Genomic DNA, 23,181 nt, shown 5'->3' with positions numbered 1-23,181 from the left:
TGGTTTATAAAATCGGTAGATGGAAGTCAACAGTCGATGGTAGCTGACGTATCTATAAAATTTTCACTAAGAAACCGAACGCTGTGAGCTTAATGCCAATTAAACAGCACAGGCATCTATAAAATACCTGCTTGGGTAAGGTTGTAAACGCATATTTAATACTACAACTGTCCGTATCAAGCTAGATTTATCATTTCTAACCCTCACTAAGCTTGCCCTCCTCCTCTTGGTCTTAAGCGCAGCTGACCAAGAGAGCGGGTAACAATAGCGAAGAATGTGCATTGTGTTGGTCTTGCCAAAAGCCCACTACAAGAGATAGTTATTTGAGACGCTTGAATTACTCAATACCTTCATTCACAGTGAGTTTGTATGGGTTTTCAATCAGACTTGGTATCATTTCTAACCCTCACTAAAATGAAAAAAACAATTGAAAACATAGCGTATAAGTGGCTTACTAAACCTACAGGGGACCCTTTTGTAGATGTGGGGGGCGTGGTGATGGACTACTTTGCCCGCCTGCACCCAGGTAAAGACGTGTTGGGTTTGATTGAAAGCATGACCGATATATACGTAAATAACTGGTCGGGCAAACTCAATGCTTTTTTCTTGAACTCTACGATTACCCAACCGGCTTTTAAGGGGCAAAAGAAAATAGATGAAACGCTGAAGTATTTTAAAGAACTGATCCAAGACAAGAGAGCGTTTCAGGAGGGGTATTGTAGGATAACGGGCCGAAAAACCAAGTTATTTTATGCGGGTAGAGACAACCATATTTTGTCGGGTTCGGGCACGTTTATCAATTTTCATTCGGCTTTTGAGAGTGGTTTGACTTTGTCGAAGGAGGTGCTCATTCGCATATTTTTCGTGCCTTTTGGCTTGCTACAGGTAAGCGACAAAATTGCGCTTATTCAAAGTAATGACCTTGAGGTAAGTAAATACTTTGTGTTGAAAAATTGCCAGGAAAATATACAGGGCATTGCCACTGGTGCTTCGGAAGGGGTGCTGAAGTCAAGTTTGAAAAACCCTGCCAGTGCTTTGTTTGGCTTTATTGATGATTGTGTGAGTGATTTGAAAACAGTGGTTGATGACAGGTCAAAGCTCAAAGACATTGCTTTTAACATCTATCATTTTACCAATTTTGGCGCAAGCCCTGAAGTACAACTCTATCACCTCCACTCTACGGCCTTTAGGTTTTACCTGACGTGCCTCAACCCTCGTTACCGAGACGATTGGCAAGGGTTTGTAAGTGCGCATTATCATAATAGCAAATTTAAGAATATCAAGTTCAATCGTACCAGCGCTGTTTGGGAGGATAAAACCAAGGTGGCAAAGTATGGCGAATACAAAAACTGGAGCAACTCCATTTACAACAAGTTGCTGCTCAACCAACCTATCTTAGCAGAGATACTCAACTGGAGTAAAAAATACCCCTTTAATTTTAAGATTGTTGAAATTTACCAAACTCATATCAGAAATATGGACAAGCATACGCTGAATAAAATTAAGGAACTCGCCGATTTTGTGATCCGGCAAAAAGAAGAGGACAAAATAAAGCGTACTATTACGCGCCTGAGGGGATGCAAAAGCACCCATGAAGTGCGTCAGGTGCTATTGAAATGGGTAGGGCAACATTACCAGAATGGCGAACAAACCCCACTCATTACCTTAGAGGAGTATACTCAATACCTTTTTCCTGAGGGAATTAATTGGCGGGAAATCAGGGATTTGTTGCTGATAGGTATTTATCAAAAGCTGCACGAGCACCAAATGCAAATAGCCCTGGAGTCGTCGGAAGGTGATAAAGAAGAAGAAACCGAAACTATAAACCAATAAACTGATGAGCTTAAAAATACAAGGTTTTATATTGATTGATGTAGATGTGGTGGCGTTGAACAATGCGGGAAAAAGTAACTCTAGTAACTTTGACAATGCAATGGCTACCAAAAAGATTTACAAGAATGGCAAAGCTTACACTTATGTGTCGGGGCAAGCCTGGCGTTATTGGTGGCGCGATACGCTTCAAAAAAACTATGGCTGGGATTTATCGCCTGTAATCAGAGATAAGAAAATTGCTTTTACGGCCGCCAACCCTATTACATTTGCCGATGATGATGTGTTTGGGTATATGAAAGCTGCCAAGGAGGTAAAAACAGATGATCAAGGGGAGCCTGTGCTTAGTAAGGGGGGCAAAGAGCAAAAAGTAGATGTAACGGTTACCAGAAGTTCGCCGCTCAGAAACTCTGCCATTATATCGGTGGCAGCTACCCGCACTGTCGAAAACTGGTCGAGTATGGCGCGTCAAGAGGGGGACTCGGTGCCTTATAGCAAAGAAGAATACAGTGCGGTGATGAAGGGGATGTTTTCGTTGGATATGGGGCAGGTAGGTACTTTTGCCAGTTATAACAAAACGGGGTTTAAAAATCTGACGGAGAAACTGAGGGCTGAGGCTTTGGCGGGTGGAGCCACTGAACTGGCCGACCCTTTTGTAAAAGATGGCAAGGGCAATGCGCACCAATTGGTACAATTGCCCAAAGAGGTAAGGATACAACGAATGAAGGACACCATTGGGGCACTCAAAACTATTTCGGGGGGGGCAATGCAAACCAATAATATGGCAGATGTAACGCCTAAGTTTATTGTATTGGCAACTACTACCACTGGCAATCACCCTTTTTCGCACATTGCCAAAAACGGGGGGGCTTACCAAGAAAATGCAGAACTCAATATTGCGGGTTTAGAGGAGGTGTTGACAGATTATAAGGAGCAGTTGAAAGGTACAGTGTATATAGGAAAGCGCAATGGTTTTATGGATGAGTACCATGAAGTGTTGCAAGCATTGGCAGACAAGTTTGACAACGTAGAATTATGTTCGGTCAATCAGGCCATTGACCAATATTGTGCTCAGGTAGAAAACCAGGTGGAATAATGAGGGTTTTCAAAATAGATATTACGAGCTGGACGGCTAGTTTTCGTTACCCCAACCTTATCAGTGGTTTTCAGCCTACGCTGGAGGTGCCTCCAGTAAGTACCGTGTTGGGGCTCATCAATGCTGCTGCGGGGCACTATGTGGCACATAGTACGCTAAAATTGGGGTATTATTTTGAGTACCAAAGCAAAGCGGTTGACCTGGAAACGATTTACCAAATTGGGGCACACAAGGGGATGCCAAGCAACCATGCCAAATCTAACATTATTCGGAGGGAGTTTTTGTTTGAGGCATTTTTACGCTTGTATGTGACCAGCCAAGAAGTGGCCGATTACTTTCGTTCGCCTGTGTATCCCATTGTATTGGGCAGGATGAATGACTTGGCTAGTATAGCAGGGGGGGTTCGTGAGTGTAGCTTGGTACCCAGAGATCATGCCGACCAACTCAGGGGGCAAGTAGTGCCTTTTAGTAAGCATCAATTACCAGGGCAAATACAAGCTTTGCCTAAATACTTTACTGACTCTTTTCCGCGAAACAATTTAGGGGTAGAGCCTTACTCGGTGATTGGACATGGGCAAGGGGTAAGTGCTCGCCTGGAGGCGTTTAGGGATGAGGAGAAAGAGGTAGATGTTTATTTTCACGACTTAAGTTTTTAGTATGCTTTTTATCCCTGCTTTTTGGGTTGCCTAGCCGAGAAGCAGTGATATCATTTAACAAACCATCTCAACTATGGATATACTGGCAAAATCAACCCCACCGCTTACGCTAAAACAACATATAGATGATTGCTTGGGCATACATAAATACTTGCCCACATTGTTTCCTGCTATAGACAAACTGCCTGGTTTTGAACGATTTTGGGAGGTGTTGTGGCTTGCCATTGTTTTTCATGATTTGGGCAAGGCACACCAGGAGTTTCAAAAACTACTGAGGGATAAAAAGAATGAGTGGAACCGCCAAAGGCATGAATTGTTTTCGGTGCCTTTTATCAAGGCTTTTGATATAGATGAGGCCATTCAGGAGGTGCTGATGTTAGTGGTGGCAGGGCATCACAAAAACTTTCAGGTGCTTTTGACTGATTTTATAGAAAAAACTTATGGGGCAGATGAGTTTTCTTTTGATGATGATAGAGAGACTTTTCATGAAGTTTTTTACGCCTATGTAGATCAACCGAAGGTAAAGGAGTTGTTACATTCTTATGCGGTAAAAATAACAACTATTCAGGCAATTGATATTGAAGGTTTTGTGAGAAGGTATAAAAAACGACCTTGGGTATCAAGCCATCCCAATTACTGGTTTTTGTTGCTGTTGTTTGGTGCCCTGAAACATTGCGATCATTTGGGTTCGGCAAGGGTTGCTCATTTGCCTAAATTAGAAAACTATGACTTTGAGTTTTTGCGTCATTTGCGCATCAGGTTGCAATTGGGGGGCAAGGACTTTTATACCCACCAAAAACTATGTAGCAGGGTAAAGGGACATTTGATTTTAACTGCGCCTACGGGTTCGGGCAAAACAGAAAGCGCTTTGCTTTGGCTCAAAAACCAATTGGCACACACTGGGCAAGGCAGGGCTTTTTATATCTTACCTTTTACTGCGTCTATCAATGCCATGTATGAGCGACTTAGCAAAGATATGGACACCGAAGCAACCAAAAAGGTGGGCATGCTGCACGGTAAATTGAGTGCTTATTTGAGTCATTATTTTGAGGAACACCAATATACTACCAGCGAACGGAAAGAAAAGATAAGAGAGTTAAGGGAAAAGTTTAAGCATATACTGACTCCCATAAAAGTGGTGACTCCTTTCCAATTGCTGAAGCATTTGTTTGGCTTGCGGGGCTTCGAACAAGGGGTGTTTGAATGGGTAGGCAGCTATTTGATTTTTGACGAGATACACGCCTATAGCCCCCAGGTAGCGGCTCAGATCAAGGTATTGCTGGAGTTTATGACCCAGCATTTGCATAGCCAGGTGATGATTATGACGGCTACTTTGCCACGCTTTCTCAAGCAAGAATTGAGGCAAGTCTTGGGCAACCCGCAAGAGATAGAAGCAGATGCGGCTTTGTACCAAAGTTTTAGAAGACACCAAGTGGTGCTCCAAGAAGGCTTATTAGCAGATAACTACCCCTTGATTGAAGGAGAACTCAACGCTGGCAAAAAGGTATTGGTGGTATGCAACACCGTCAAACAAGCCCAGGAGACTTATCAATACTTTGCTGAACACAGCGCCACCAAAATACTGTTGCATGGGGCTTTTAATGGGGCAGACCGCAACCAAAAAGAACAGCGGTTGCTCAAGGGGGAGAATACGCAAGATGCCAGCCCTGTAGTACAACTGTTGATAGGTACTCAGGCTATAGAAGTGAGCTTAGATATTGACTATGATGTAATTTATAGCGAACCTGCTCCTATAGACGCCCTTATTCAACGATTTGGCAGGGTAAACCGCCAACAAAAAAAAGGGATTTGCCGCTGTGTGGTATTTAAGCAAAGTAACAAGGCAGATACTTACATTTATAACAAGCAAGTGGTAGACAAAACTCTGGAGATTTTTGAAAGAAACGCGGTAAACAATCAAGGGGTGATCAACGAAAATCAATTGCAGGATTTTATAGACGAGGTATACCCTGCCTGGGACGAGGCTGGACAAAAGGAGTTTGATAAGACTTATGGGTATTTGAAGCAATCATTGAAGACACTTTCGCCGTTGGTGCATTCTAAAACTAAAGAAGAGGAATTCTATAGACAGTTTGACGGGATAAAGGTATTGCCGCAAGCGCAACGCGCCCAGTTTGAGGAGTATTTGAAGGATTTTGATTTTATCAATGCCGAAAATCTCAAGGTGCAGGTGCGAGAGGGTAAATTTAAGGGGTGGCTTGATAATCACTTGGTGCGTACCAATCATTTTACGATGAGCAAACAGGGCGACAAGGATGGATATATACAAATCGACTATTTTGAAACCCGCAAAAAATATGACCCTGCCCTGGGTTTGTTAAACGATGAAGAGATTACCTGGATAGACGATAATCAACTTTAAAACTTAAGCCATGCAAATCACGCCTACTCACCTCAATTATTATCATATATGCCACCGCAAGCTATGGTTGTTTGCGGCGGGCATTACCATGGAGCATACTTCTGACACGGTTTATGAAGGTAAACTCATTGGCGAAGCTGCTTACCCCCAACGCCCCGTGCGTTATACGGAGCTGGATTTGGGCATTGCTAAAATTGATTTTTATGATCCTCATCGGCGTATTGTCCACGAAGTAAAGAAATCGGACAAGATGGAGGAAGCCCACATTGCTCAAGTAAAGTATTACCTTTATTTGTTGTATCAACAAGGAATCACTGATGCAAAAGGGCTGTTGGAATACCCCAAACTGCGCAAAATCCAAGAGGTACTACTCACCAGTATTGATTTAGTAGAAATACCTGAGCAACTGGCAGCCATTGAACAGTTGATTGCCCAGACCAAATGCCCTGCCCGGCTCAAGAAGTCGTTTTGCCGTAGATGTAGTTATTTTGAGTTTTGTTATGCCGAAGAAGTAACAGAAGAAGACCTTTAAAACAGAAAAATTCTATGCCTAAAACTTATTATCTGTTCAACCCTGGTAGGTTGTCGAAAAATAACCGTAGCCTGAAGTTTACTCCGGTAGATGCTGAGGGCAATGCTAAAAAACCTACCTATTTGCCCATTAATGATATTAACGAATTGTGTGTACTGGGCAGTTTAGACGCTAACAGCGCTTTGTATAATTTTTTGGGGCAACAAAAAATCCCGGTTCATTTTTTTGACTACTATGAACATTATACAGGCTCGTTTATGCCTAAAGATTATTTGCTGGCGGGCAAAGTACATATTGCCCAAACCCAGGCTTATACCCAACCTGCACAACGTTTGGTCATTGCACGAAAGCTACTTGAAGGGGGCATTTATAATATGCTCAAAAACCTGGGCTATTACCAAAACCGAGGCAAAGAAGTGACAGTGTATGGAAGTAAGATTAAACAGTATTATGAAACTATCCGACAAGCCCAGGAGATGCCTATTGCCGAACTCATGGGGCTGGAGGGCAATGTTCGTCAGGTGTATTACCAGGCATTTGATACCATTATCAACGATTTTGCGATGCAAGGCAGGAGCCGCCAACCTCCACTGAACGAGGTAAATGCACTTATTTCGTTTGGCAACAGTTTTTGTTATAACCTTTGTGTAGGGCAGATTTACCATACCCAACTCGACCCTACGATTAGCTTTTTGCACGAGCCAGGAGCACGAAGGTATTCGCTTGCCCTGGACATAGCAGAGGTGTTTAAACCAGTACTTGTAGATAGGTTGATATTTGCTTTACTCAACAAAAAACAGATTCAGGCAAAGCATTTTGATAAAAAGCTCAATGCTTGTTACTTGAATGAGTCGGGTGGAAAAATATATTTGAAGGCCTGGGACGAACGCCTGAAAGAAACGATCAAACACCGGGCAATGAACAAGAATGTGAGCTATAGAAGGTTGGTAAGGATGGAGTGCTATAAGCTGGTGAAGCATGTGTTGGGAATAGACGAGTATTCACCTTTTAAAATGCGTTGGTAGTATGTATGTGATATTGGTATATGATTGTGGCGAGAAACGGGTAAATAAAATGCGGAAACTTTGCCGCAGGTACCTCCACTGGATACAGAACTCGGTGTTTGAGGGAGAGATAAGTGAAGTAAAGCTCAAGGAATTATTGCTGGAGGCTGATCAGTTTATTGACAAAGCTTATGACAGCATCATTGTGTTTAAGAGCAGAGAGCAAAAGTGGTTGGACAAACAAATCGTTGGGCAAGAAAAGAATGATTTGGATAATTTTATTTAAATTGGGGTACTTAAAGGTTGCCTGATAACGATGTGTATCGTTTGCCAAAAGTTCTTTGACATCTTGAAAAATATTGATACAAAACCCTACAGTAGCAGGCGGCTAAAAACCGGAGTTTAGAGCACCTGAGAGGGGGTATTGTCGTCGGTCTCAGAAAAAATACAGGCGAAACTGGTGTGAAAAAACTTCTTTACTTACAACTAACTGACTATAAGCGCATTACAATGTCGTCAGTCTCCAGGGCAAATCGTATTACTGGAGACCGACGACATTTTTTTAAATATTGAGCTCTAGAAGCTACGCACATACGTTGTATGGCATATTTTTTTTACTAAATTTAACGGACCTTAATCGCACCATATAGGATTTGAAACGACTATTACACTGGAGTATTAGATGATGCAAGAAACACCTTAATCGCACCATATAGGATTTGAAACGAATTTAGATTAATACGAATGTACCAAATCATAAAAGGACCTTAATCGCACCATATAGGATTTGAAACCTACCAAAACATAACTCCCTGTAAATCAAGCGTTTACACCTTAATCGCACCATATAGGATTTGAAACGAGAATTGGGATAAGTAGTTCAATACAAGCGTAAAAAACCTTAATCGCACCATATAGGATTTGAAACTCTTATGTTTGCTACTAAAGATTGATACCTCTCAGGGACCTTAATCGCACCATATAGGATTTGAAACATATATCAGCAATATCTTGTTGCTTTACCTTTCGTTACCTTAATCGCACCATATAGGATTTGAAATTGATTAGGTTTGGCCCAGGGGTGATAAGCATCGTATACCTTAATAGCACCATATAGGATTTGAAATTTGTAGTAATGTAGTAAGGTGTTTTATAGATTTCTACCTTAATAGCACCATATAGGATTTGAAATTAAACTGGCGCTGAGGTTGAGGTTTAATTCCTAAATACCTTAATAGCACCATATAGGATTTGAAATGGTATCATGGATTTCCAGTGCTCTTTTTTTGAATTGCACCTTAATAGCACCATATAGGATTTGAAATTTAATCAAGAGGGAGATGCATATACCTGTTGTAAAAACCTTAATAGCACCATATAGGATTTGAAATCCTTTTTTATGGTGATGGTTGGGAAAACAAGTGTAAACCTTAATAGCACCATATAGGATTTGAAATCCTTTTAGGGCATATACATCTATATCTTCAGTAATACCTTAATAGCACCATATAGGATTTGAAATGGTAGTAAGCTTGGACTGGTAGATTTACTTTGCCCTCACCTTAATAGCACCATATAGGATTTGAAATCAGGAAAGCGTATAGAGTTTTTCACCAAAGCGGCTACTACCTTAATAGCACCATATAGGATTTGAAATGCGCACACTACTTATTACGACGATAAAGAAGAAGTAAACCTTAATAGCACCATATAGGATTTGAAATTGGTCTGTAGTGGCCTGTTTACATCGGCACTGGTAAACCTTAATAGCACCATATAGGATTTGAAATATGAGTAGTAGGTGTTAGTTGCCGTGTTGGTGTTTTACCTTAATAGCACCATATAGGATTTGAAATAGGGTGGATGTTGTGAAATTCCACCACCGCCACCACCTACCTTAATAGCACCATATAGGATTTGAAATTTTTAACCGAGTCTGATCAGCATATTGACAGTTTCCACCTTAATCGCACCATATAGGATTTGAAATGCTGCTACATTTGCATCATCAGCCGTGCTGACTACACCTTAATCGCACCATATAGGATTTGAAATGTGAAACAACTGCGGTACAAACAAAGCAGGGAATCAACCTTAATCGCACCATATAGGATTTGAAATCACCCTGCGACTTACTTTTTCGTTTGTGCCAATGATAACCTTAATAGCACCATATAGGATTTGAAACAGGTCTACCAAATCCTCAAACAGAAGCACAACCTTTACCTTAATAGCACCATACAAGATGCGAAAACAGGTTCAATTTCTGTACATCCGTCAATAATCTGGCTCCACAAAAATGTGGGTGTTATTGACTGGGCGATTGTCAGGTAGTACAGACTAAACCACTGCTAAAGCACAAACCCCCTTGATGTTTATGTATCAAGAGGGTTTATTGTAAATATAAAATAAAGATTGAGTAAAATTTAAAAACAAAATAGCAAGTGATGATCGTTGTATTATTTAATATAAAAGTCAAATAATTACATTTAGTTATACAATACTCACATCTCCTACCGTCATTTGCTGAAGACAAAGCCACTCCCAGGCTTGAGGGTGATCATCGAAGTAAGCTACATTGAACGACTTTTTAATCTGTTTTTTTATTTCGTCCATCGTTTGTTGAGTAGACAATTGCGCCACATAAGAAGGGGGATTAGTCAGCGCAAAGTACGAAGTACCATACTCGAACTGATGAGGAGCTATTTCGGTACTTATCCAGCACTGTAGCTCTGGCCGGATAATGAAATCGCGTTGGGTATTGTCTTCTAAAAAACCTGTGGGTCTGTACTCTGCCGAAATCTCAGGTATTCGTAGCATTTCTTGTTTAAACGCTTGATCAGGCATTGTTGCTGATGCACTGAGCCATTGGTATGTCAAGATATTTTCTTCTGAAGCATAAAATATTTTGACGTAATCTGATTGATGTAATGTTCGCATATGAATTTTGGTGATTTAATAGTGAGTTGGCATAACCCACTTGTTTTTCAACTATGACCTATAATAAAATGAATGGATATTACTATAGGTATACTCAAGGCCTGATGAGTAAGTTTTTGCAAAAATCGCCAAAATGGTACACAAACAATTTAAATCATTAAATAACAAAGGTAAAATAGATGTTTTCGTAAAAACCATCGTTTCAGTTTTTTCCCCTTATTTTATACTTGTATGTAGCATTGCTTCAGACAAACCTCTACACTTACCCTCGCTTCTTTTGGCAAATCCACTTGAGTTTCAAATAAATTTTACATTTATTTGAAATAGCTTGACAAATATTTGTCTGGCAAGTAACCAAGCCGATTATTATGCAACAACTTTCGGGCTTAGATGCCACTTTTTTATATATAGAGTCAAACCGTGCCCCTATGCACGTAGGAGGGGTGTACATATTTGAACCTTCCAAAGACAATGAGCGCTTTAATTACTATCAATTCCGCGATTTCATCGAATCTCGTTTACACATTTCAAGGGTTTTCAGGCAACGCTTAGTAGAAGCACCTTTAGACATGAGTCACCCTTATTGGATAGAAGACCCAGATTTTGACCTGGAATACCACCTACACCATGTGGCCATTCCTCAACCAGGTGGCTCACAAGAATTGCTCGACCTTGCCGCCCGTATTTTTAGTCGTACAATGGATCGCAAACGCCCTTTGTGGGAAATTACCATAGCCGAAGGACTCAATATTGAAGGAATTCCACCCAACTCGTTTGCCCTTATTACCAAAGTACACCACGCGGCTATAGATGGAGGCTCCGGCGCCGAAATGATGGGAGCTTTGCTGAATCCGTCACCCGCAAAACGCCCCAAAGACAATGAAGAACACCATTATTGGGAGTCTGAGCGTATTCCTACTGGTATAGAGATCATTGCCCGTAACTATATCAAATCGGTGGGCACCCCGGTAAAGCTTGCCAAGTTTTTGTATGAGGCAGTAGGCAATACTATAGATGTGGCAAAAGAGGCCATTACCAAATGGATAGAGCCCCCCCCAATGCCATTTACTGCCCCCACTACTTTGTTTAATGCTCCGGTAACTGCGCATCGTATTTTTGGTGGAGCCAATATTCCGCTGGAACGCATCAAAAAAATGAAAAATATTGCCAAGACCACTGTCAACAATGTAGTATTGGCAGTATGTGCAGGTGCTTTGCGGCGTTACCTAAAAGACAAAAATAACTTGCCCAAAAAGCCTTTGGTGGCAATGGCTCCTATATCGGTACGCAGCGAAGAAGACAAGGGGACGATGGGCAATAAGGTATCGGCTATGTTGGTATCGCTTGCTACCAACGAAGAAGACCCTTTTAAGCGTTTGATGCTTATTCATGAAAGTGCTACCAGCTCTAAGGTATATAGCAAGGCTATAGGTGCCGACAAGATTATGGATTTGGTGCCTTCGGAACTGGCAGCCCTGGCGGCGCGCTTGTATACCAAGTCGAAAGTAGTAGAGTATATACGCCCTATATATAACCTGGTCATCACCAATGTACCTGGTCCTCCGATTCCCTTGTACATGGGAGGAGCTAAACTGTTGAACCACTATGGTACTGCGCCACTCATAGACGGGGCCGGGCTATTGATGGTAGTCTTTAGTTATGCTGGGGCTATTACTATTAGTGCTACTTCGTGCCGTGAACTAATGCCCGACCTGGACAAATTTATTGAAAATATTTATGAGTCACTAGATGAACTGGAGCAAGCAATACAAGTGATCGCTCCTGCCAGTCAAAAATAGCCAATGGTCACTTCACCATATGACCCAACAAGCCCACCAATGGCATTATTGGTGGGCTTGTTGATATACTATCGTACTTGTATTTACTTAGTCGTTTGTCAAGCCTTGTTTTTCTCTTTCCAGTCTGGCTTTTTCTCTTTCAGTTTTGCGTAGTTTACTTCCTATATTTCTATTCACAAAAAACAGTATCAGGTAAAGTACCAAACTAAATACGGCAATGCCTATGCCCCAGTTAATCAACTGTGGGTTGTATTGAAGCAATAATGCCCATTTGTACATGGCATACAAAAACAAGAGAAAACTTACTAAAATAAAGAATCCATCTTTGTAATAGGTAGGGTTGTTTTTGAATAATAAGGCAAACTGAAATTTTTTGATATAGCTCCAGTTCCCTCTGCCACTGGTAATCTCATCACCAAATATATTTGACCTTACCAGGTCTTCGCCTCCCAGATGTTCTTTAATGCATTTTTCTACTTCGGTAGTACGTATCTCCAGGCTACTTCGCTTGAGGTTAACCATTTGCAAAAACAGTAACAGCCCGGCATACATCAAGGGCAAAACCAGCAAAACCTGTTTGATGGGCAGTGGTATCTTGGTAGACGAAATTTCGGCAGTAGGCGCGGCCATTTTTTCTTGCTTACTTTTGGCGGTAATCATGTACTTTTTTACCTCCTGTTGGTTAAAAGTAAATAAGCTATCGGGCTTAATTATTTTTCGGGTAATTTTGTTACGGTCTTTTTCGGTCAACACCTTAAATATTGCCTGCCATTGAGAGATAATTTTGATGGTATCGGCCTTAAGTGCTCCTTTTGGCAACTGTGGTACTTCCTTCAGCTTTTTGGTATCCTTTACACTGGTTCTCATCAACGCTGGGTCAGGTGTTGGTTTTTCTTTCTTTTTGGCCACCCTTTTTTTGCTAAAAGTATTGAGTATTTTCCAGGTTTTATACTTCCACTTCCACGAAGGAGACTCTTTATCTATGGCTAACCAAGGCGTAATTTCATCGCTGTGTTTAAGCTTGGTAAATTTACTCTGAACGCTATCTATTTGCACACCTACTGGCATTTTTTCATCTACCCATATCTGAATAGCCCGATACTGTCTCTTGAGGCGGACAAGCCCTGCTTTGCTTGCCGAGTCTTTGACTCTCATGTTATAGTATAACCCTTCTGCCTGGGTATTTAGTAATTGTTTGATAGCTTTGGTTGCCTTCAATAACTGTTTAGCTTTGCTTTCGGGTACAGTATCATTTGCTGCTACTGTTTCCAGTTGTTTGATAGTACTGTCAAGTTTGGGCAACGAATCGGACAGGGCAAGTTTTGATAGTTCGGCCGAATCTTCATCTATTTGATTTTGATTGGCTACAAGGTCTTCCAGTTGTTTTTGAATAGAGGGCAGACTATCGAGGTGAAACCCTTTTTTGGTTTGATTATAATAGGTAAGCATGGGGGAGTCGTCAGACGCTGTACTATCTATTAGCTGCATGATGTTAAGGCGCTTTACTCTTGTAATAGAGTCCTGGCTGTTCAGAAACTCGCGATACGTTACCTTATCCAGGTACCCTTTGCCATACACGTGCTCCCACTGAGTAAGCATGTCGTTTGCTTTTTGCCAGGCAGAAGGTTTAAAATCCCGGTTAAAAATCAAGGCAAGAAACACCACTAAAAACAAAATAGCCCTTGTGTAAGTTTGCTTGATTTGCAGCGATTTTTTATCAATTCTGCCCATCAACACCTCGCGGCTGCGGTAGAGCCCATCCAGTAACTGTTCTTTATAGTCCGCCATAGTATCGTTTTGGTAGCAATGAAGAAATTAAAGTGTAATATTTTAAAAAAAACACATAAATAAAAACGATTGCCCTAAAATTTACCCCACGTTTGTTATATACAACAAAACCCTGTAAACAATTCTGTTTATCAGGGTTTTAACTCATACCTGGTGGTCTAAACCAGCATCTATTAATGCTTGAGCTGTTTACTCACCCACCCTCACAAATGCTCCCCAGTAGTAAGGTGCCACATAAATCTTTTTACCTGCTTTTTTGTAGTTCCGTAAATACTCCTGTGCCGCCCTAAAAGCGGCTCATCAACACTTGAGTAGCCGTTCCAAAGGGTCCTTAGATGCATATCGGTGCCATTAGCCTTTAGGCTGGTTTGCAAGCCTATTGCCTGGTTTATAATACCTTGACTTTTAAATACTTATAAAATCGGCAGATAGAAGACCGTAGTCGCTTCGCAGAGCTCCCTACAGTCGAATCGTAATTTACCTACTCATAATTAAAACAAAAAAAGCTGCTTAGTCACATCATCACAATGCGTCTAAACAGCCTACTTTAAAAATTAAAACCGTTTTTCTTTATTTTTTTTTCTCCTTACTCCCTCCAATACAACACCTTGACTTTCTAACTCAGTGGCTATTTACTTCCTTTATAAACCGCTAAAAATCAAGAAGCTATAAATCGGTGACATGCCTGCAAGCCAGCTTCAAGCCAGAGGCTATATTACTTCTTAGGTTTTTTCTGGGGTGGTACTTTTATCTTGTCGGTTTTCTTTACCCCTTTTACTACCTCTATGTTTATCCCATCCGAAATACCCGTTTTGAGGTCAACTCTTTTAAACTTTTGCTTGCTTACTTCTACCTCTACATAAGGTTTGTCTTTGCCTCCTTTAGTTTTTGACTTTTCAAACTGCAGCAGTTTTTCTTTAATCGCCAACACATTCACTTTTTTGGCAAGCACAATATCGGCATTGGCACTATAGCCCGCCCTTAATTTATCCTTTTCGTTGAGCAACAGCTTGGCGCGAATGTCAAATTTAATCGCTCCCTCTTCGGTTTTGCCTTTCGGCGAAATGTATTCCAGTTTTGCCTTGAACACCTTGTTTTCGATGGCGCCTATTGTCAGGCCAAGGTCCATTCCTTCTTTTATTTTGCCCACTTCCGACTCATCTATCTTTCCTTCAAACACCAAGTTGTTCATATCGGCCACCACCGCAATGGTAGTACCTTCGTTAAAATTGTTTCGCTCAATCACCGAGCTACCCACTCGCACTGGCACATCTAGCAAAATACCGTCTACCGTAGAGTACACACTGTTGGCAATGTTACCCGCCCGTTGCAAAGCTCCTTGTTGGGTGAGCTTTAGGTTATCTTTGGCAGCATCTACGGCTTGTTGGCGCACATTCAAATCCAGCTTAAAGCGGTTAAACTCTTGCTGTGAAATCACCTTTTGCTCGTATAAACGTTTGTTTCTGTCATACTCTATTTTGGCGTTGTTATAATTGATTTGGGAATTTTGCAAATTGCTTTGGGCACTATTTAACCCCAGCAAATCACGGTTTTTACCGTCCAGGTTTTGTACCACCCTTACCCTTGCAATCATTTGTCCTTTGGTCACCTTCTCCCCTGCTTCTACATATAGCTCTTCTATAATGCCCGATACCTGTGGTTTTACTTGTACCTCACGGCGTGGCACTATCGATCCGGTAGCTACCGATTTTTTGATAATGGTTTTGGTAAATGGTTTTTCTGTTTTGTAAACAATCGGGTCTTTCTTCGATTTCTTATAGAAATAACCGCCCAACCAGACAGATAAAGCTATAAAAATCGCTCCTGTGATTCCAAAAAATACTTTTTTCATGGCAATACTTGGTTTTAATTCTTTTTCTCTATTATAACAGATGTAAATTTATGGTCTTTAGAATATAGTAAGCAAGTGCTTATACTTTGCTCACAGTATTTGGTCAAATGCAATATGTTACCAAACAGTTGAACAATCTTTGATTATACACCACTATTCATCACTCAATGCTTCTACCGGGTTTACTTTTGCCGCCTTGCGTGCTGGTATAAATCCTGCAAAGGTTCCAGTCACTACCAGGGTTACCAGGGCACTAATGGCAATGGTCATATCTACTTCCGGATTTTTAAAAAATGCGCCCTCTGCCCCCATAGAGTTAATAAACTCCATCAATGCAGTGCCCGCCAACAGACCAAAGTACCCCGAAAGTGCCGTAATTACGATAGACTCTTGCAATATAAGACTAATGATAGACCAAGGGGTGGCACCCAGTGCTTTTCTTACCCCAATTTCTTTGGTGCGTTCCCGCACAATCACCAACATAATATTACTTACGCCTACTGCTCCGGCAATGATGGTTCCTATACTTACAAACCAGCTAAATGCCCCTATGATAAAAAACAACCCCTGCACCCGGCGATACTCTTTTTCTACATTTGCCGACCCTAATGCTTTTTTATCTTTGGGGGCTATAGAATGTCGCTCTGAAAGCAAAGCCTTGATCTTTTTTTCTATGACTACTGCGGGTACTCCGTTTTTGGGCGTAAAAGCAAAAAAGCCTACCTTATTTACCTGGTTAAAGGCTTGCTGCAAGGCAGTATTAGAAATAATTACCCGTTCAGCTGCTTCTTTAATATCGTTGGCATCTCCTTTTCCTTTGATGGTACCCACCACCTTAAACGGAATGCCCTTAATGTCTATATATTTACCCAAAGGGTTCACCCCCTCTTCGAAAAGCAACTCTTGCACTCTGGTGCCTATCACTGCCACTTTACGCTTTTTTTCAATGTCTCTTTCATTCACAAAACGTCCGGTGAGCATTTCGGCAGGGCGCACCTTCAAATAATCAGGGTATTCGCCCCTTACCTCAAACGAAGCATTTTTTGTTTTATAATTTACCGTAAAGTCACCTCTCAACTGGTTGCGGGGAGCAATTACATCTATCTCAGGTATGGTATGACGAATGGCCTCTGCGTCGTCGTTGGTAAACTGAATACGACGCCCTGCCTGAAACCCTTTGAATGGTTCGCTGGTACGACGCCCCCAAACAAATACGGCATTTTTTGCCACATCAAAGCTTCCTTCTACCCCGTTCTGAAAGCCTCGCCCTGCTCCCAAAAGTACAATGAGCATAAAAATACCCCAAAATACCCCAAAAGCAGTCAAAGCCGTGCGGAGCTTGTGCTTTTTGATGGTGGCATATATTTCATTCCATTTGTCTAAATCAAACATTTTCTTTTAGTTATATAGTCAATAGTTGAGAGTCTATAGTCCATAGTCGGGAGTTTTTACTTTAGTCGATAGCTTTTCTCATAATTGAGAAATCGCTTTGCGCAACCATAAAACCATTTTTAAATCGCTTCACCCCATTTACCATCACCAAAGTAGCGTAGCTTTGGGAGTCTATAGTCCGTAGTCGGGAGTTTTTACTTTAGTCGATAGCTTTTCTCATAATTAATAAATCGCTTTGCGCAACCATAAAACAATAGAACCATAAAACCATTTTTAAATCGCTTCACCCCATTTACCATCACCAAAGTAGCGTAGCTTTGGGAGTCTATAGTCCGTAGTCGGGAGTTTTTACTTTAGTCGATAGCTTTTCTCATAATTAATAAATCGCTTTGCGCAACAATAAAACCATAAAACCATTTTTAAATCGCTTCACCCCATTTACCATCACCAAAGTAGCGTAGCTTTGGGAGTTTATAGTCCGTAGTCGGGAGTTTTTACTTTAGTCGATAGCTTTTCTCATAATTAATAAATCGCTTTGCGCAACCATAAAACAATAAAACCATAAAACCATTTTTAAATCGCTTCACCCCATTTACCATCACCAAAGTAGCGTAGCTAAAGTTGTCTACTCTGCCCGCAACGCCTCAATTGGTTTTACCCTTGCCGCCTTCAGTGCAGGCATCAACCCGGCAAACGCGCCTGATATTACCAAAATGACAGTGGCTGCAATGGCTACCCTTAAGTCTACCTCTGGACGGGTAAAATAAGGAGCTTGCCCCCCTGATTTTTCTATTTGTTGAATTCCCAAATTCATGAGCTCTAGCAAGCCCGAACCTAACAAGAGCCCCAAATATCCAGAGAAAGCCGTAATTACTACCGATTCTTGTAGTATAAGGCTAATAATAGACCAGGGAGTTGCTCCAATGGCTTTTCTTACCCCAATCTCTTTGGTGCGTTCTTTTACAATAATCAACATAATATTGCTCACCCCCACAATGCCTGCAATGAGGGTTCCTATGCCCACAAACCAAACAAAAGCCTCGATGCCACCAAACAAACTGTTGAATCGCTGAAAACCTTCTTCATTATTATTAATACCTACTGCCTGTTTGTCTTCTTCAGAAAAACGGTGTCGTGCAGCCAATACCCTACGTATATCTGTTTCTATAGAAGCCGCTGACACGTGGTCTTCGGCAAGGGCACCAATCAAGTGAATACGCGGGCGGGTGTCAAAAATGCTTTGGTAAGTGCTAAAAGGGATATAAGACCTTTCTTCGCGTCGTCCTCCTCCTCCATCCAACGTATAAGTGCCAATCACTTTAAAGTGTACCCCTTTTACATTTACATATTTGCCAATGGCATTGGTAGAGTCACCAAAAAGCACTTTTTTGGCGCGTTCTCCCAAAATCATTACTTTTCTTTTTTCGTTGAGATCGTTAGGGTTAAAAAAGCGTCCTTTGACCAATTCTTCTCCGTTGATCTCAAAAAATACCCGGTTGGCTCCATACAAAGGGAACGAGGCATTGCGGGTTTTGTGGTTAAGCGTATAAGCCCCACTTAAGCGGTTGCGTCGGGCGAGTCGTTTAATGCCAGGCACTTCGCGTTCTATAGCTTCATAGTCGTCATTGGAAAAAATAATGCTTCTACCTGGCTTGAGGCCATCATGGGGCATAGTGGTTTTGCCGCGCCATACCCACAGGCTGTTTTTGGCTTCATTGCCAAACTCACGTTGTACTCCATTTTGCATGCCCTTGCCTGCACCCAACAAAAGTACTAACATAAAAATACCCCAAAAAACCCCGAAAGCAGTCAGAAAAGTACGCAACTTGTTTTTGCGCATCGTTCCTAATATTTCCTGCCATTTATCTAAATCAAACATTTCTTTATTTTTTGGTTATATGTGTTTCATCCACAGTTTTTATAGGGCTAAGCTCTTAGTTATCAATGCATTGAGTATCGACGCATCTAAAAACCAGTTGCTACCCTGCTGTTTCTACATCGTTTATAATAGAGTTATTCTCAGCTCCATCACTTTCAATCACCCCATCGCGCAATCGGATCACACGTTCGGTTTGTCCGGCTATTTCGTTTTCGTGGGTAACTATTACCACTGTAATGCCCTTGCCGTGCACTTCTTTAAATATGTCCATTACCTCTTGGGTAGTTTGGGTGTCCAATGCTCCTGTAGGTTCATCGGCAAGTATTACTTTAGGCTGAGAGATAAGCGCACGCGCCAAGGCAACCCTTTGCTTTTGCCCTCCCGACAACTCATTGGGCGAGTGATCGGCACGGTCTGCCAAACCTACCATTTCTAAATACTCCATCGCCAACTTGTTGCGCTTCTTACGCCCCACTTTTTGGTAATACAGCGGCAAAGCCACATTTTCCATGGCATTTTTAAAAGAAAGTAAATTAAAAGATTGGAATACAAAACCCAGGAATTGGTTGCGGTAGTAGGCGGCTTTTTTAGCCGATAGGTTCTGAATCAGTGTTTCGTTCAGGTAATATTCTCCTTCGTCATAATCATCCAAAATCCCCAAAATATTCAACATAGTAGACTTACCCGACCCCGAAGACCCCATAATAGACACCAACTCGCCTTGGTTGATGTGTACATCGATGCCCTTAAGTACATGCAATTTATTTTTACCCACCGAGTAGTATTTGTGGATTTGTTTCAGAGTAATCATAAAAGAATATGGGTTATATGAACAGGTGTTTTAACTAATAAAAAAGCTTTTCAATGTTTATCACCTAGTAATTTGTAATGCAAGGTAGCTTTTTTAATAAGTAAAGTCAAAAAAAAACACCAATTATTTGCTATTGATTTCAAAAAGTACATTAAGAAATAATGCTTTACAGGTAAGACACTGCCTTTGAAAGATTGGTTGCACTACTTCAAAAAAAAAATTGGCTTGTTCGACACACTTCAAATCAAACAATTGAACCTACTGTATTGTCAATAGAGCAAAGCAGTAATTGCAGTACTTTGTTTGCTTTCGCTAAACCCCTGAAGTAACTTTGTAAAAAAAGCCGCTCAATATGTCTACATATCTATTAACTTTAGTCATCATGCTGTTTATCAATACCTTGTGTATCATAGGTATTTATGAAGCTGCCGCCCAACCCAAACGTATTTTATACCCAATAAAAACCTACCTCGAAGAAAAACTCCCCTACAAAGTTTTTGCGCCTATATTGGGCTGTGTATACTGTATGGCGTCGGTATGGGGTACACTTTTCCTGGCAATGAGTATTTTTTTAGACATACTACCGCTCAAATGGGGCATAGTACTACCCTTCTACATTGCGGCACTCTCAGGGCTTATTCACGGCATAGAGTTTTTAAGGGAAAAGTTTTCTTAACTGATGGTGGGTTAATTATGGGGATTGTAAGGTAGGGCACCTCACTTGGGCTGAACCACAAACAACCAATAAATGCTATCGGCAGGCAAAAATACAACAAGTGGGAGAAATAAACCCTCCCACTTTGTCATTCAAGGTGTATAACGGTACAAAATTAATGTACCCAACGGCTTATTCAACCATTGCAGCAATAAGACCATTAGACTTAAGCCTCCGCTTTTTCTGCTTCAAAATCAAGCATGACTTGGTTTCTCAAAATATCATCCATTGTCTCGCGCTTACGTATCAGGTGGGCTTTGCCATTATGTACCAACACCTCAGCAGGGCGAAAACGTGAGTTGTAGTTAGATGCCATGCTAAAACCATACGCTCCTGCGTTTTTGAGAGCGATAATATCACCTTCGCGCACTTCATTGAGCTTACGATCCCAACCAAAAGTATCGGTTTCGCAAATATAACCCACTACTGTATACACACGGGTAGTTTCGCTGTTAGGGTTCGACACGTTGAATATCGTATGATGAGAGTCGTACATCATAGGGCGAATCAAATGGTTGAACCCAGAGTCTACCCCTACAAACACAGTAGCCGGAGTAGTTTTTATTACATTGGTCTTCATCAAAAAGTGCCCGGCTTCGCTTACTAAAAACTTGCCTGGCTCAAACCAAATCTCTAGCTCACGCCCATAGTCTTTGCAAAATTCTTTGAACCTCACGGTAAGCTTTTTGCCCAAGTCGACAATATCAGTAGTTACGTCGCCTTCTTTGTAAGCTACTCTGAATCCACTGCCAAAATCTACAAACTCAAGATCGGGTAAGTCTTGCGCCAGGTCAAACAAAATATCTGCTCCCCGCAAAAACACCTCTGCATCCAGTATGTCAGACCCAGTGTGCATGTGTAGCCCGGTTACTTTGATATTATTGGTTTTGATTACCCTGAGCAAATGACGGGCTTGTAATATAGATACACCAAACTTAGAGTCTATGTGCCCTACCGAAATATTGGCGTTACCACCTGCCATTAGGTGAGGGTTTATTCTAATACAGCAAGGCACAGAATCGCCGTAAGCATGGCCAAACTGCTCAAGTATAGAAATATTATCAATATTAATGACCAAGCCAAGCTCTACCGCCATCTTTATTTCTTCCAATGAAACACAGTTGGGAGTAAACAATATTTCTTCAGGCTTAAACCCTGTCTTGAGTCCAAGATGGGCTTCCTGAATAGATACTACATCTAAACCCACCCCCTGAGTACGCAAAAACTTAAGTACCGAGACATTCGTAAGTGCTTTGGCAGCGTATTTTATCTTCAGGTTTAATCCCTTAAAGGCATCTTTTAGCATATTGAGCTTGGTAGCCATCTTTTCTGCATCATACACATACAATGGGGTGTCAAACTTTTGACAAATGTCTAACACATCTACCCCTTGAATCTGGTAACGTCCATCAACTAATTCCATGGAAAAGGTAAATTTAAAATGAGATAAACTAAAAAACTTAGATAAGTACAATCTTAACCCTAAGCTTTGAAGGGCTCAAATTATGAATAAAAGCTAATTTTTATTATATTCGTAAGCTTTTTTTTCGATTCATCATAAAATTCAATCTCAAAACATGATAAAAATAGTTCCCTCTATAGCCATTCTCGGTGGTAAAGTTGTCCGCACAATTAAAGGCGATATCGACCAAGTGCAAGTATACGACACCAACCCACTGGATTTGGCTTTAGAATTTGAAAACAATGGCATCAAGCATCTGCATCTTGTAGACCTTGATGGAGCCAAGGCACGCCAAATTGTGAATTACAACATTTTGGAGATGCTGGCAAGTTATACGCAGTTAGAAATTGACTATACAGGTGGTATCACCCGTGACGATGACATAAGAACTGCGTTTGAGTGTGGCGCCAAGCACGTAACTGCTGCCACAGTAGCTGTACACGAGCGAGAGAAGTTTCTTTCTTGGGTAATCACTTATGGAGGCAACAAGGTAATATTGGCTGCCGATGCACTAGACGGTGTAGTACTCACCAAAGGGTGGAGAAAGAACACTGGGATAGATTTGGTAGAACATATCAAAAGCTACCACGAAAGAGGTGTAAGGTTTGTAAAAACGACTGAGATAGGTCGCAACGGAACGCTTGAAGGTCCTAACTTTGATACGTACAAAAAGCTACGCACTGAGTTTCCAGAACTACAGATACTTGCCAGTGGCGGTATTCGCTCGATAGAGGACATAGAGCAGCTTGACGCGCTGGGTGTAGCCGGAGTAATTATTGGTAAGTCTTACTATGATGGACAAATCAAGTTAAAAGATTTACAGAAGTTTATTGGGGTAGCAGAACAAGAAGCATAGTTTGCTGCTATTGACCTCTCATCCGGTTATTTGCTAACCAACCTTCCTTTTTATGCTATGAACGACACATACAGGCACCTGTTGCTTTGTTTTTTAGGTAATCAATCAATAACAAAGCAAGACAAACCATCATTCACCATTTTTGGTTAAGCACACCGTTCACAGCATATCATCCACATTTTATTT

General features: G+C 41.2%; 17 protein-coding genes and 1 CRISPR repeat array. Of the genes, 10 read left to right on the top strand and 7 right to left on the bottom strand.

Annotated features, from left to right (window positions below; all coding sequences use genetic code 11):
• Positions 1-414 precede the first annotated feature (414 nt).
• The 7 genes from M23134_RS29290 (at position 415) to cas2 (ending at position 7,787) form a co-directional block, all read left to right on the top strand.
• Positions 415-1,833, top strand: coding sequence for a type I-B CRISPR-associated protein Cas8b1/Cst1 (locus M23134_RS29290; RefSeq protein ID WP_157558707.1), 1,419 nt, complete (start codon positions 415-417; stop codon positions 1,831-1,833).
• Between the two features lie 4 nt (positions 1,834-1,837).
• Positions 1,838-2,926 carry a type I-B CRISPR-associated protein Cas7/Cst2/DevR gene (gene cas7i / locus M23134_RS29285; RefSeq protein WP_002702612.1) on the top strand — a complete coding sequence of 363 codons (1,089 nt, stop codon included), beginning with the start codon at positions 1,838-1,840 and terminating at the stop codon, positions 2,924-2,926.
• Positions 2,926-3,582, top strand: coding sequence for a type I-B CRISPR-associated protein Cas5b (gene cas5b, locus M23134_RS29280; protein ID WP_002702611.1), 657 nt, complete (start codon positions 2,926-2,928; stop codon positions 3,580-3,582). The genes cas7i and cas5b overlap by 1 nt, the downstream gene beginning before the upstream one ends.
• 73 nt (positions 3,583-3,655) lie before the next feature.
• On the top strand, positions 3,656-5,965 hold the full coding sequence (locus M23134_RS29275) for a CRISPR-associated helicase/endonuclease Cas3 (RefSeq protein WP_002702610.1): 2,310 nt from the start codon (positions 3,656-3,658) through the stop codon (positions 5,963-5,965).
• A 10-nt stretch (positions 5,966-5,975) separates the two neighbouring features.
• Positions 5,976-6,497, top strand: coding sequence for a CRISPR-associated protein Cas4 (gene cas4 / locus M23134_RS29270; protein WP_002702609.1), 522 nt, complete (start codon positions 5,976-5,978; stop codon positions 6,495-6,497).
• Between the two features lie 14 nt (positions 6,498-6,511).
• Positions 6,512-7,522 carry a type I-B CRISPR-associated endonuclease Cas1b gene (gene cas1b, locus M23134_RS29265; protein WP_002702607.1) on the top strand — a complete coding sequence of 337 codons (1,011 nt, stop codon included), beginning with the start codon at positions 6,512-6,514 and terminating at the stop codon, positions 7,520-7,522.
• A 1-nt stretch (position 7,523) separates the two neighbouring features.
• On the top strand, positions 7,524-7,787 hold the full coding sequence (gene cas2, locus M23134_RS29260; RefSeq protein WP_002702605.1) for a CRISPR-associated endonuclease Cas2: 264 nt from the start codon (positions 7,524-7,526) through the stop codon (positions 7,785-7,787).
• Positions 7,788-8,131: 344 nt separating this feature from the next.
• Positions 8,132-9,755: a CRISPR direct-repeat array (repeat unit 30 nt; unit sequence ACCTTAATAGCACCATATAGGATTTGAAAT).
• Between the two features lie 239 nt (positions 9,756-9,994).
• Here cas2 and M23134_RS29255 read toward each other — a convergent pair.
• Positions 9,995-10,441, bottom strand: a complete 447-nt coding sequence (locus M23134_RS29255; RefSeq protein ID WP_157558706.1) for a hypothetical protein — start codon at positions 10,439-10,441, stop codon at positions 9,995-9,997.
• A gap of 368 nt (positions 10,442-10,809) precedes the next feature.
• Here M23134_RS29255 and M23134_RS29245 point away from each other — a divergent pair, with 368 nt between their 5' ends.
• Positions 10,810-12,240: a WS/DGAT/MGAT family O-acyltransferase gene (locus M23134_RS29245; RefSeq protein WP_002702600.1), complete on the top strand. Its 1,431-nt coding sequence runs from the start codon at positions 10,810-10,812 to the stop codon at positions 12,238-12,240.
• Between the two features lie 87 nt (positions 12,241-12,327).
• Here M23134_RS29245 and M23134_RS29240 read toward each other — a convergent pair whose 3' ends face one another.
• From M23134_RS29240 to M23134_RS29220, 5 genes are all read right to left on the bottom strand, one after another.
• Positions 12,328-14,028 (bottom strand): hypothetical protein, encoded by a 1,701-nt coding sequence (locus M23134_RS29240; protein ID WP_002702598.1) that lies wholly within the window; start codon positions 14,026-14,028, stop codon positions 12,328-12,330.
• A 715-nt stretch (positions 14,029-14,743) separates the two neighbouring features.
• Positions 14,744-15,880 (bottom strand): efflux RND transporter periplasmic adaptor subunit, encoded by a 1,137-nt coding sequence (locus M23134_RS29235; protein WP_002702596.1) that lies wholly within the window; start codon positions 15,878-15,880, stop codon positions 14,744-14,746.
• A 153-nt stretch (positions 15,881-16,033) separates the two neighbouring features.
• Positions 16,034-17,272 (bottom strand): ABC transporter permease, encoded by a 1,239-nt coding sequence (locus M23134_RS29230; RefSeq protein WP_002702595.1) that lies wholly within the window; start codon positions 17,270-17,272, stop codon positions 16,034-16,036.
• A 625-nt stretch (positions 17,273-17,897) separates the two neighbouring features.
• Positions 17,898-19,151, bottom strand: a complete 1,254-nt coding sequence (locus M23134_RS29225; protein ID WP_002702594.1) for an ABC transporter permease — start codon at positions 19,149-19,151, stop codon at positions 17,898-17,900.
• A 100-nt stretch (positions 19,152-19,251) separates the two neighbouring features.
• The gene (locus M23134_RS29220) at positions 19,252-19,962 is read right to left on the bottom strand and encodes an ABC transporter ATP-binding protein (protein WP_002702593.1); all 711 of its coding nucleotides are present in this window, start codon (positions 19,960-19,962) and stop codon (positions 19,252-19,254) included.
• 352 nt (positions 19,963-20,314) lie between these two features.
• On the opposite strand from M23134_RS29220, the gene M23134_RS29215 reads away from it, so the two are divergent.
• Positions 20,315-20,638, top strand: a complete 324-nt coding sequence (locus M23134_RS29215; RefSeq protein WP_045114576.1) for a hypothetical protein — start codon at positions 20,315-20,317, stop codon at positions 20,636-20,638.
• A 205-nt stretch (positions 20,639-20,843) separates the two neighbouring features.
• Here the strand turns inward: M23134_RS29215 and lysA are convergent, their stop codons facing one another.
• A complete protein-coding gene (gene lysA, locus M23134_RS29210; protein WP_002702591.1) occupies positions 20,844-22,100 on the bottom strand; it encodes a diaminopimelate decarboxylase in 1,257 nt (418 codons plus the stop codon).
• A 154-nt stretch (positions 22,101-22,254) separates the two neighbouring features.
• Here lysA and M23134_RS29205 point away from each other — a divergent pair, with 154 nt between their 5' ends.
• Entirely contained in the window at positions 22,255-22,995 is a 741-nt protein-coding gene (locus tag M23134_RS29205) for a 1-(5-phosphoribosyl)-5-[(5-phosphoribosylamino)methylideneamino]imidazole-4-carboxamide isomerase (protein ID WP_002702590.1), read from the top strand.
• The last annotated feature ends 186 nt before the right edge of the window (positions 22,996-23,181 follow it).

Source organism: Microscilla marina ATCC 23134 (assembly GCF_000169175.1).
GTDB lineage: Bacteria > Bacteroidota > Bacteroidia > Cytophagales > Microscillaceae > Microscilla > Microscilla marina.
Note: the sequence above shows the minus strand (reverse complement) of the source record. Positions and strands in the feature narration are given on the sequence as shown.